Annotated in this window: 13 protein-coding genes and 1 pseudogene; 9 read left to right on the forward strand and 5 right to left on the reverse strand. The window is 47.5% G+C overall.

Annotation, left to right across the window (positions count from 1 at the left end; translation table 11 throughout):
• Together RTU96_RS14430 and RTU96_RS14440 are read right to left on the reverse strand one after the other, a co-directional pair.
• Window positions 1–310, reverse strand: a pseudogene (locus RTU96_RS14430) (collagen-like protein); the annotation flags it as partial.
• Between the two features lie 519 nt (window positions 311–829).
• Window positions 830–1153, reverse strand: a complete 324-nt coding sequence (locus RTU96_RS14440) for a DUF4367 domain-containing protein (protein WP_312637364.1) — start codon at window positions 1151–1153, stop codon at window positions 830–832.
• 1047 nt (window positions 1154–2200) lie between these two features.
• Between RTU96_RS14440 and RTU96_RS14445 the strand changes: the two genes are divergently transcribed.
• The 7 genes from RTU96_RS14445 to RTU96_RS14475 all read left to right on the forward strand — a co-directional run bounded on the left by RTU96_RS14445 (window position 2201) and on the right by RTU96_RS14475 (window position 7057).
• Window positions 2201–2680, forward strand: a complete 480-nt coding sequence (locus RTU96_RS14445) for a hypothetical protein (RefSeq protein WP_312637351.1) — start codon at window positions 2201–2203, stop codon at window positions 2678–2680.
• Between the two features lie 691 nt (window positions 2681–3371).
• A complete protein-coding gene (locus tag RTU96_RS14450; RefSeq protein ID WP_312637352.1) occupies window positions 3372–3692 on the forward strand; it encodes a hypothetical protein in 321 nt (106 codons plus the stop codon).
• Between the two features lie 43 nt (window positions 3693–3735).
• A complete protein-coding gene (locus RTU96_RS14455; protein WP_312637353.1) occupies window positions 3736–4050 on the forward strand; it encodes a hypothetical protein in 315 nt (104 codons plus the stop codon).
• A gap of 750 nt (window positions 4051–4800) precedes the next feature.
• Window positions 4801–5694, forward strand: a complete 894-nt coding sequence (locus RTU96_RS14460; RefSeq protein ID WP_312637355.1) for a YafY family protein — start codon at window positions 4801–4803, stop codon at window positions 5692–5694.
• Between the two features lie 69 nt (window positions 5695–5763).
• Window positions 5764–6204, forward strand: coding sequence for a GyrI-like domain-containing protein (locus RTU96_RS14465; RefSeq protein ID WP_312637356.1), 441 nt, complete (start codon window positions 5764–5766; stop codon window positions 6202–6204).
• A gap of 18 nt (window positions 6205–6222) precedes the next feature.
• A complete protein-coding gene (locus RTU96_RS14470; RefSeq protein ID WP_312637357.1) occupies window positions 6223–6612 on the forward strand; it encodes a VOC family protein in 390 nt (129 codons plus the stop codon).
• Between the two features lie 25 nt (window positions 6613–6637).
• Entirely contained in the window at window positions 6638–7057 is a 420-nt protein-coding gene (locus tag RTU96_RS14475; RefSeq protein ID WP_312637358.1) for a pyridoxamine 5'-phosphate oxidase family protein, read from the forward strand.
• A 297-nt stretch (window positions 7058–7354) separates the two neighbouring features.
• On the opposite strand, the gene RTU96_RS14480 is transcribed toward RTU96_RS14475, so the two are convergent.
• Both RTU96_RS14480 and RTU96_RS14485 read right to left on the reverse strand, forming a co-directional pair.
• On the reverse strand, window positions 7355–8026 hold the full coding sequence (locus RTU96_RS14480; protein ID WP_312637359.1) for a hypothetical protein: 672 nt from the start codon (window positions 8024–8026) through the stop codon (window positions 7355–7357).
• Between the two features lies 1 nt (window position 8027).
• A complete protein-coding gene (locus tag RTU96_RS14485; protein WP_312637360.1) occupies window positions 8028–8354 on the reverse strand; it encodes a PadR family transcriptional regulator in 327 nt (108 codons plus the stop codon).
• A 208-nt stretch (window positions 8355–8562) separates the two neighbouring features.
• Between RTU96_RS14485 and RTU96_RS14490 the strand changes: the two genes are divergently transcribed.
• Both RTU96_RS14490 and RTU96_RS14495 read left to right on the forward strand, forming a co-directional pair.
• Window positions 8563–8856: a DUF2089 family protein gene (locus tag RTU96_RS14490; protein WP_312637361.1), complete on the forward strand. Its 294-nt coding sequence runs from the start codon at window positions 8563–8565 to the stop codon at window positions 8854–8856.
• A gap of 5 nt (window positions 8857–8861) precedes the next feature.
• Window positions 8862–9134: a hypothetical protein gene (locus RTU96_RS14495; protein WP_312637362.1), complete on the forward strand. Its 273-nt coding sequence runs from the start codon at window positions 8862–8864 to the stop codon at window positions 9132–9134.
• Window positions 9135–9402: 268 nt separating this feature from the next.
• On the opposite strand, the gene RTU96_RS14500 is transcribed toward RTU96_RS14495, so the two are convergent.
• On the reverse strand, window positions 9403–10041 hold the full coding sequence (locus tag RTU96_RS14500) for a hypothetical protein (RefSeq protein ID WP_312637363.1): 639 nt from the start codon (window positions 10039–10041) through the stop codon (window positions 9403–9405).
• Window positions 10042–10622: the final 581 nt, after the last annotated feature.

Consider the following 10622-nt stretch of genomic DNA (forward strand, 5'->3'; position numbering starts at 1 on the left):
CAGCATCGCCTTGTGGTCCGGTAGGTCCGATCAAACCTTGCGGACCCTGAGCGCCGGCGGGACCGGGAACACCTTGCGCTCCAGCATCACCCTGCGGCCCGGTGGGTCCGATTAGACCTTGCGGACCTTGGATGCCCGCGGGACCGGGAACACCTTGCGCCCCGGAAGGCCCAGCATCGCCCTGCGGCCCGGTGGGTCCGATCAAACCTTGCGGACCTTGGATGCCAGCGGGCCCGGCTTCGCCTTGCGCCCCGGCAGGCCCAGCATCGCCCTGCGGCCCGGTGGGACCAATTTCTCCCTGCGGACCCTTGCAGTAACAGGTTTGACAGCAGTTATATCCCGCATTACAGCTGCATTGCCCATACGAGGCTCCACAGCGCACACATCGGTAATCTTCATATTTCATATAAAAGATACGCCTTCTTTCTTTGGAAAGCACCACCGTGAGTATCATAGGTGCTTTCGCCTTGGATTGATGGTGGATAGCGTTGTGGGCCGTTGTTCTACCGAACGCAGCGCTTGGCTAAAGGGCGTTTCCCAGAGGCAATGATTGGGCTTCTCGTTTTCTTTCAAACGTACTATATACTATATATTACTTTCGAGAAAAGTGCGCATTTATCCAGACTAGTTTACTTGCCTTTTAACCAGCGTGGGACCGAGCAGAATAACCTCACACTACATCATATGTTGTCAAACACCTGTGGTGCCCCCTCACAACTAACCTCTACGAAATAAAAAGGCGGCAGCTTGAGGGCAAGCTGCCGTTCTTTGCGTTCGCTATAATTGTTCGCAGAGAAATTCCTCTTGAAGAAAGCTTTCTCAATTCGATCTACTCCTCATAAATAGAGTTAATCATAGACTCCATGTCTGATTCCGAAATTTCGCCCATAATGCTGCATTCCAGAGGGCCAGCAAACTGGGTAGCGGTCAGCACATCATTGTTTTTCATCATGTAATGATCTATTTCGCCTGCGGTATATACAGTGACCTGACTGTCATCCGTTTCATGTATAAAAGCTTGTGACTTTTGATGCACATTTACAGACATTATAATTGTATTACATGTCGTTTCATTTTCATAGACAGCAGTATATAAGGGTTCTCCGATGTCAGGATAAGCATCCATTGTTACAAAGGTAGAGCCTTCTGGAATCCACGAAGTGGATCCCGGAAGGCTTTACAGGGGAAACGCGCTGTGTGATGTCCGCTTCCTTTAATGCGTCTTCCAACGTCTGACTTGAATCCAGTACGGTGCCGGAGGTATACTCCGCTCCCTGCGACCAAACTTCTTCGGTATGGAATTGGAAAATCTCCTGCGGCCACTGTGCAAACATTTTGAAAATGTTGCTTTCAAAAGCGCTTGCGGTTACCGCGCACAGACATATCACAGCGGCGGCAATGGCAACGATCCACAGGAATCTATGACCCGCCGTTTGGGCTGGGGAGCTTTCAAATCTGCCCGTCTCTCGATTTTGTGTTTGTGAACAAGTTTGTTTTGCCGGTCATCGCCGTACATTTCAATCGTCTTTTTCTCCGTGGGACAATAGTTCTGTTGGAAGTCTTTCCAGCCCGCCTCCACATCAAAATGCGGAATGTTTCCTGCACAATTTCCTCTGCCGCGTCAGGAGTATCCAGCAGACAGGCAGCAGAAACAGCAGTTTTGAGTATTGCCGATACCATTGCTCAACAAGTATTCTCTTTTTATTGACATCCACAGGGATCGCCTTCCATACGCAAATTCTCAATTATTTTCACATTCAGTATAGCGTATAAAAGTGCCCAATGTAAAAATTGAAATATTTTAAAAGTTTTGTCGGCTTTTTCGGTTTTCCAGACACTATTATTACGAAGGGAAACCGAAACCAACGATCCCACGCCACCGAGGGCATGAAAGGAGCAGACCAATGCAGTAAGTATTATTGCGAAGGCATTTTGCATATCTCTATTCCAGCGGATTCTTTACAAAATGAGAAAAGAGGTATAACATGAAAAAGAAAATGTATGTTATGTTGTAAGGACATCAGACATACGGAAACCACCAAATTGTTGGGTATGCGTATACGCACTTGATTAGTTCTACGACAGGACTTTTTAAAACGTATCTCAAAGTCGCTGACGGATGGACAACACATCCAAGATACATTGACTTGGCCTCTGCTTCTGGTGATGATTATTCGGAGGGGGGGATTCGTGTTTGAGAATGGCAGCCAGAAAAAGCTTGATATGGACCTTTCGAAAAAGGTATATCATATTTTTGGCATTGGGGGGAATTGCCATTCTTGGAATATACATCTCGTTTCTAGCAACGCGTTTCAGTGTGTTTACCACATATGAACCCTTTAGCGGCAAAGTTTTTTCTATAAATGCATCAACCATTGAATCGGTAAAAATCCGAGATGGAAATACCGGAGACAAAGTGAAATTTACTGAAAAAGAGCAAGTGCATTCAATAATTACATATTTAAATAATTTTCGATATGATTTCTGCATTCCAAAAATACCAATTAAAACTGGTGGGTGGTCATATAAAATTGACATAGAAAGCGAAGATACAATAGCCTCATATTATTTTAACGACTCATGGATTACAGTGAACGGTTTCGTTTTTTATGGCGATAAGCAATATTTTCAGCTTTTTATTGCGGAACTAGCAGACAAGCGGGCGGTTCATTCGTCTTGACGGTGTAATCATTGCACCGCAATGTGTTATCAGGTTTTACTATCTGCTTTTATTCAATCAATCTCCTGAAAGACCGCAGACGCGGCCTTTCAGGGAGATTAGCGGTAAAATAATAAATCTTAAATATATCCGTACTTTGACAATCAATCGAATATGCCTGATCTGCCAATTCGGATAAAGCCTGTGACGACGTATTCTGTCACCGTCACATTATTTCTGCCGCTGGAACAGTGGCAGACCGGCAGTCTGCCTTTCGACGTGCGGTCCACGATTATGCCAATATAAGAATCGCTCCCTGTCAAGGCCGATCGCCGGGAATAGTGTGTCTCTGCCCTTTTTGCTGTCCGGCAGCTTGGTTGCAGGCCCCTGGGAAACATATAACTGGCAAGCAGGGCAGATGTGGACACGCCTGCCATTTTTACGTTGCAAAAATGCTTGTTTGGGGAGTCTTTTTCAATCCGCTCTTAAAAAGTTTTCTATGTAGAGCTTTTAAGCTTGATTACTAATGACGGGAATCAGACTTATGGTGAGTATTGCTTTCGTGCTGAGATGTGCCAGCTATCTGTTCATTGCCATCAAATGAGTTCGTCCCGATCAAGAAGTCTACAAACTTTAGTGGCGGTAGCAGAGATGAAATGTACGGGTTTATAGCATCTGTAATTGCATTTTTTACTGTCCTGAAAAAACCTTTTTGGAGATAGCAGTAGAAGAAATGTTTGAAAATGCTGTAAAAAAAGCGTTTTTTACGCGAGCAGTAGTTGGGAGTGGCGTTATTCAGTATGTTGTTAAAAAAGTATTTACTGTTGACGCCACATATACCCAGTATCACATATATGGAGTAGACCCGTCCGGGAAAGCAATCGGCGTATTCCAATCTGATGATGGATATGTAGCAACTGTTCATGCCGATCAGGGATTGCTTTCACAAAAGACTTATTCAGATATTTGGACAAAAACGACTGGAGGGATTCGACGCTGGGCAGACTGCTTTTTGGAACGTTTATGGAAATGAATACACCCCGACTAGTTGGGGTTAATTTAGAGGATATCTATTTATGAGCTTATCAAATTCGTTTTCATTACTTGAATTTGGAGCAATCTTGTACTTCGTTCACGATTTGTGGCTAGGTATATCAATATTAAGAAATATAAATAAAACTGATGTTTATACTGATATTAAGGGAGCCAAAAGACGCATGTTTTTATTTTTGCAGGCGATACTTTGCTTCTTAAGTGTACTCCTTTTTGTGCTCATTGTCATTATAAACAAAACCACCATCATATGGGTGTTTACTGCGATTGCTATCACGGCTATACAAAAAATTTTTACAAGAGCATATAAGTTTTTTGTAGCAAGAGTGCAAAAGTGAAATCGAATAGATGGTTCACCACTTGCAATTCAGGCGGCCTTCGGGCCGTCCGAATGCTTGTTTGAGTGCCTTCCTCAATCCGCTCTTTCGGACGTTTTTCATTCAAAGAATTCTGGAGGAATTCTGCCTCAGCATAACATATACAAATGAAAGAAAGAGGTATACGCTCATGACAAAAAATTGACAAGTCTGGCGCTGGTGATGTGCCTGTTCCTGCACGTTCGGGCATCATTCTTGTAAATGACTATATCGCCGCTAGAGAGAATCCCGCAAAAATGTCGGCCTTACAAAGAGCGAATATTTTGGCAGGCACCATAATTATCAGGCATCGTACAATACCGGTTATGTTTATTATGGTGTACGATGCATCTGTACTTTTTGTTCTGCAAGGCTACATATACCATCAATGAGTATCGTGGATTATTTGTTGATTTAGTATCAATGCTTGTAGGTGCCATTAGTGTCTCCTCTTGGAAGCGAGGATACAATTGCACTCAAAACTGGCATATATCAAGTTTACTTAATTGGAAATCGGTCTTCTGGAAATGGTATGAGTGATTACGCTGATGCGGAATTTGACTGGAGGAGCATATAAGCTGATATTTTCACCGCAGTTTTCGGATGTTAAATCAAGATAGGCGCAGTCCTAGACAGCAAACGCGTCCCAGCTTTAGGGACGCGTTTGTTTTGTCTAAGGACCTTTGCCTCAGTGTGGTATCATTCTATTATAGAAACAATGGAGGCGATACGATGCAGATTAACAGGCTGTTTGAAATGGTGTATCTACTGCTGAACAAAGAGAGTATGACCGCCGGAGAGCTTGCGATACATTTTGAGGTTTCTCCCCGCACGATTTACCGGGATGTGGAGCTTTTATCATCGGCGGGCATTCCGATTTATATGACCAAGGGCAAAGGCGGCGGAATCTCGCTTCTCTCTGACTTCGTGCTCAATAAGGCCGTGCTGACCGATGGCGAAAAGTCAGATATTCTCTCGGCGCTGCACGCTGTAAACGCAGTCAGTTTGGAGCAAACCAACACCGCGGTGCAAAAACTGTCCTCCTTGTTTGGAAGCGCAAATGCCGATTGGGTTGAAGTCGATTTCTCCGGGTGGGCCAATGCTGAGGAGGAATCGAAGCTATTTCGCACGCTCAAGGCCGCTATCATAGGGAAGAGAAAAACGGCGTTTTACTATCATGGCAGCGAGGGAAGCATGCAGCGCACGGTGGAGCCGCTGAAACTCTGCTTTAAGGGACAGAGCTGGTATCTTTATGCGTTCTGCGGGGTGCGCAGGGATTATCGCTTTTTTAAGCTCCGGCGCATAAAGGACTTGAAGCTGCTCGACGAGCACTTTGAGCGCACAGCGCCTGCAAAGATATTTAACGACAGCAAGGTTTTTCAGGATGACTTCGTAACCATTACGCTCAAGCTGTCAAAAAAAATGGCGTACCGTGTGTATGATGAATTTTCACAGTTTAAAACGCTTCCCGGCGGCGAATTTATCGCGCAGCTCACTATGCCCAGGGGCGATTGGGTCTATCAATACCTCGCAACCTTCGGAGAGGATTGTGAGATTTTAGAGCCGGAGGAGATTCGTCTGGAAATAAAGGATAAACTACAAAAAACGCTGACAAGATATTTATAATATGACACATAGCTGTCAATTGGCCTTTGTTATTATGATGACAACATCAAAAACAAGGAGGACAATGAAATGAACTATGAAATTGTAAGCTTAGAGGAAAAGACGATTGTGGGAGTAAGTGCTGTCACCGGCAACAGCGACCCGGAAATGGGGAAGATAATTGGCGGGCTGTGGGAAAAGCTGTATCAGGGCGGCATCAATGCCAGCATAAAAAACAGGGTGAACGCATATGCCATTGGACTATATTCCGATTATACAGACAGCGAATACTGCGTAACGGCGGGTATTGAGGTTTCCAAGGCGGAAAACCCTGAGCTGGCCGCCAAAACGATCTCGGCTGGGAAATACGCAAAATTTTTGGTGCATGGGGATATGGTACAGGCTGTTGCCCATGCATGGGGAGAAATCTGGCAGATGAGTTTAGACCGCAGCTTTACAGGCGATTTTGAGGAATATATGAGCAGTGATCCTGAAAACTGCGACATCGCCCTCTACATTGCCCTGAAGTAAAATAGGAGGAGAAGCCTTTTGAAATTAGATGGGTTTGGAATTTTCGTAAAAGATATGCCGACGATGGTGCGCTTCTACCGGGATGTGCTTGGATTTGAAATCAAGGAGGAAGAAACCGCCAGCAATGTCTATCTTGTAAAGGATGGAACCTTGTTTTTGCTTTATCGTAGAAGCGATTTTGAGCAAATGGCAAATAGCCCGTTTTCCTATGCGAGTGGTATCAACGGACATTACGAAATTGCGATGGGTGTCGAGAACTATGCCGCCGTGGATGAAGCATTTGCAAAGGTTGTTTCAAGGGGTGCCGTGCCTGTTCTGGAGCCGACAACAGAACCGTGGGGCCAGCGGACCTGCTATATTGCGGATCCGGAGGGCAATCTCATTGAAATCGGCTCCTTTACAAAATAGGTCCGAAAGGAAGAAGAACTGGCAAATGGATTACAGGCAGGAATTTGAGCGCATGATGCAAACGCAGACATCCATCGCGCTTGCAACAGTAGCGGACGGGGCGCCTGATGTGCGCATTGTCAACTTTTATTATGATGCAGAGCTGAGAACCCTGTATTTCTCCACCTTCAGCGACAACCTGAAGGTTTTGGAGCTTCAGAAAAACCCTCATATCGCATTTACGACAATTGCGGAAAAAGGGGAAGAGCATGTGCGGGTCAAGGAGGGGATTGCTCGGATAAGTTCTGTGGAAATTGAAAACATCAAGAACAAGTTTTTGACCAAGCTGCCGGACTATATTATGAGTATTCCTGACGTCCTTCCCGCACTGATTCTATTTGAAGTCACCTTTGAACAGGCGGAGGTGGTACTCGATTTTGAACACATGGATACCGTTAGATTATAATCTGAAAATTTAACAGCGGCAGGCCGACAAAAGCGTTAATCGTGACTGTCCCGCAGGGCACACCGTGGATTTTTCACGGTGTGCTTTTTCAGTTTCACGGAAGGGGATACGGCCGCAAGCGCTTCTATTTTCAGGAATGTGCATAAAAAACAGAAATGGCGCAGCGATTGCTGCGCCATTCCAAAAGCCCGTTTAGCTGCCTGCGCCGTCTGACACGGTATGCATTGTACAGCGCTCCGGCAGGCGGACTGTTGAAAAAGCATAGATTCGAAACAAGGAACACCCGTATTTGATCTATTAAAGTCTCTCCAGTATTTTATGAGCAGCATAGAAAGCCAACACAAAGGCGCAGGCGATGAAGATGTTCACTGTGAAAAGTGTTCTTTGGCCAAACCATGCAATCAGTAAAAACAAGAGCATCTGCCCCGCTCCAATAAGAAATATCTTTATGCGCTTTCCGTGAACCTGACTTATTTGAAAAGAGTTTTTAAGAATCGCGGATGTGATGATAAAGGCGGCGGAGATGATGATGCCGATGGATATCACGCTCCCCAGAGATACGGCCATCGAGAAGTCAAGGGGCTTTCCGGTGACGGCATTGCGAATGAGGAGAATCGTGTCACTGGAAATCACAATATTGATCAGCCCTAGGATAGACAAGCACCAGCAAACCGTATCAAAAAAATCAATGGTTCGCTGCCTTGGGGTTTCGGGAGGCAGGCTGGCGATTACATTGTCACAAAATGCCTGATAATCCTCTCCGATAACGGAGTGAATAGGCTCTCCCCGCTGCTGGGCGGAAAGCACCATTTCCGTTAAATCCTGCCGTACCAGTTCCTGATGGTATGCTGAGATTTTCGCCCCCCGCAAATAGCAGATCATATCGGTAAAGGCCTCATGGTTTTCGGCGCTGATCTGCTCATCCAAGGCGTTGTTGCTCCGGTTGAGCTCTCTGGTTTTTTGATTCATTTTATTTGCCTCCCTTTTGGAACAATGTATTGACTGCAAGCGCAAGCTCTTGCCAACTGGAATAGAAGCGGACAAGCTCCTCTTCACCGGCAGGTGCGAGAGAAAAGTATTTTCGCTTCGGTCCTACCGGAGACTCCCGGTACTGTGCGGTAATCAGGTCGTTCTTTTCCAGCCGCAGCAAAAGCGGATAGATCGTTCCTTCCGAAATATCCGCAAAACCATAGGCCCGCAGATTTTCTGATATTTCATAGCCGTAGGTTTCCTGTTGGCTGATTACCTTTAGAATACAGCCCTCCAGCGTTCCTTTCAGCATTTGCGAGGAAATCATTGCTTTACCTCCTATCTTGCATTGCAATGTAGATTGGCTATATTGTAACGCAAGGTAGGCGCTTTGTCAATCCTTTCCCCGAAAATTTGGCCTAGCTCTTTATTAAAAGCAAAGAATGCACGAATGTTTAATGATATTTACTACTTGACTTAAATAATATTTATGTTATACTTAATTATATTTAAAATAATGAAAGGGGGGGAGCTGTTTGGAGCTCGATAAAATTCCCCACTGGATCCTGTCCCTTGAGTTGGAAGATGCGGCATTTCTTCGCAACTTTGTGCTGCGGTCGGGGTCGCTGAAAGAAATTGCAAAGCTGTATAGCGTTTCTTATCCCACCGTCCGCCTGCGTCTTGATAAACTCATTCAAAAAATCGAGCTGAGCAATCAACAGGAGGAGGAACCGTTTTCCGCCTTTATTAAGGGGTTGGCTGTGGATTCCCGAATTGATGTGGAAACCGCGAAGCTGATTATTGAAAAGTATAAAAAAGAAAAGGAGTAAACATTATGAGGTACATTGTTGTTACATTGGCTGCTGTTGCGCTGCTTTTGATTCAAAGCGCGCTTTGCAATCAAAGAAAGGCGGGGTATATGTTCATCCTGCCGATATTGAGCGTTGCGGCAGGTCTGATTTATCAGGCGGCGTTCCTGCATAAAATTCAGCTTGCCGGGCTATATCCGTTTTTGATTGCCGCGGGGTGTCTGCTGCTGTTCGGCTTTGTCAAGCGTCTTAACAACCGGAAAAAGGAAATGGAGCATATGAAAAGTCAGGACCTGTAAGCCCCCCAAAAGGAACGGGGAAGTCGGCAAGGGAAGGGGTCTCAGCCGCTTTTGCGGCTGCTTAAAAATTGGCGCCGCATATCAGAGAAGAAGTACCGCGTATTATTTTGCGCCGCAGCCGTGTGGCACGGGTTTTAGCCGAGGTTTTATTTTTAAAACCTCGGCTTTTTTATAGATAAAAGCTGATTGAAAGAAGGAAAGGCCACTAAGATAAATAAAGAAGGCTGCCCTGAGTTTCAGTCCCTTTGAAGAGATGTTGATGGGGGTGTCAAATAAGGCCCCAGATCGATATACCGGACACCTGCTCCGTCGACTGACGGAAAGACAGTGTTTTCCCATTATTAAGAAAACAAAGCTCCGCGTTTTGCGCGTTGGTTTGAATCACGTCGGTAAAGGTGACGAGACCAAAAGAATTGGATACGAAAAGCAGATCGTGGAAGACCGTGACTGTTCCATTTAGCACAAGGCATATTTGCGTGGAATCTCCATCCACAATGCCCTGTGGATATAGCAGATAGTTGATAACATAAGTGCCCGGGCGGCTGATTGTAAATGTACCGGTTGCATGATTATAGCCGATATATGGAAAACCGCTTGTTATTTCAGTATTAAATTTCATGGTTTGACCAGCCGGATACAAGCGCTCTGTCTGTTCTGCGGGATACTTTTGTACGTAGTGCGCGCCGGCCAAAGCGGCTGCCGGACCGATTGGCCCGACGGGGCCTGGTGGTCCGGGATAGCCGCGTTCTCCCTGAAGTCCCTCCGGCCCCTGACATCCCCTTGCGCCTTGCGGGCCTTGAGGCCCCATGGGGCCTTCCGGTCCCTCCGGTCCCGCTTCTCCCTGCGGCCCCTCCGGTCCGCGTTCGCCTTGCGGGCCTTCCGGCCCAGCCGGACCTTGACATCCCATTGGCCCGGTATCTCCTCGCGGCCCCCTCTGGCCTTGCGTGCCGATAGGGCCGACCGGGCCGGGATTTCCCTTCGGTCCTGCGGGGCCGGGACAGCCGGGTTCTCCCTGCGGGCCGGCATCACCCCGTACCCCCTGCGGGCCTTCCGGCCCCGGAGGGCCCTGCGGACCTTGCAAGCCGGGAGGACCGGCGCATCCCGGAACGCCCTGCGGCCCCACGGAGCCCGTGGAGCCCGTGGGCCCGGTTGGGCCACCTGGATCGCCTTGGGGGCCTGTTGGTCCCATCGGGCCCACCGGCCCCGGATCACCTTGAGGCCCTGTTGGGCCCCCGGGGTCGCCTGGAGTACCTTGAGGCCCCGTCGGGCCGGTATTACCAGGAATGCCCTGTGGCCCTTCCGGCCCGATGGCGCCCGGATCCCCTTGCGGACCCGTCGGACCTGCCGGACCCGTCGGTCCTCCGGGATCACCGGACGCGCCCTGCGGGCCTGTGGGGCCCGGAATACCTTGTGCGCCTGTGGGACCCGCGATTCCCTGTGGCCCTTCCGGCCCGATGGCGCCCGGATCCCCTTGCGGACCCGTCGGAC

This window comes from Oscillibacter sp. (assembly GCF_032018205.1).
Taxonomy (GTDB): Bacteria; Bacillota; Clostridia; order Oscillospirales; family Oscillospiraceae; genus Oscillibacter.

Coding starts and splice junctions, on each gene's coding strand:
- RTU96_RS14475 (WP_312637358.1), top strand. CDS start 6,638: ATGGATTACAGGCAGGAATTTGAGCGCATGATGCAAACGCAGACATCC.
- RTU96_RS14460 (WP_312637355.1), top strand. CDS start 4,801: ATGCAGATTAACAGGCTGTTTGAAATGGTGTATCTACTGCTGAACAAA.
- RTU96_RS14500 (WP_312637363.1), bottom strand. CDS start 10,041: ATGGGATGTCAAGGTCCGGCTGGGCCGGAAGGCCCGCAAGGCGAACGC.
- RTU96_RS14495 (WP_312637362.1), top strand. CDS start 8,862: ATGAGGTACATTGTTGTTACATTGGCTGCTGTTGCGCTGCTTTTGATT.
- RTU96_RS14485 (WP_312637360.1), bottom strand. CDS start 8,354: ATGATTTCCTCGCAAATGCTGAAAGGAACGCTGGAGGGCTGTATTCTA.
- RTU96_RS14445 (WP_312637351.1), top strand. CDS start 2,201: ATGGCAGCCAGAAAAAGCTTGATATGGACCTTTCGAAAAAGGTATATC.
- RTU96_RS14480 (WP_312637359.1), bottom strand. CDS start 8,026: ATGAATCAAAAAACCAGAGAGCTCAACCGGAGCAACAACGCCTTGGAT.
- RTU96_RS14455 (WP_312637353.1), top strand. CDS start 3,736: ATGAGCTTATCAAATTCGTTTTCATTACTTGAATTTGGAGCAATCTTG.
- RTU96_RS14465 (WP_312637356.1), top strand. CDS start 5,764: ATGAACTATGAAATTGTAAGCTTAGAGGAAAAGACGATTGTGGGAGTA.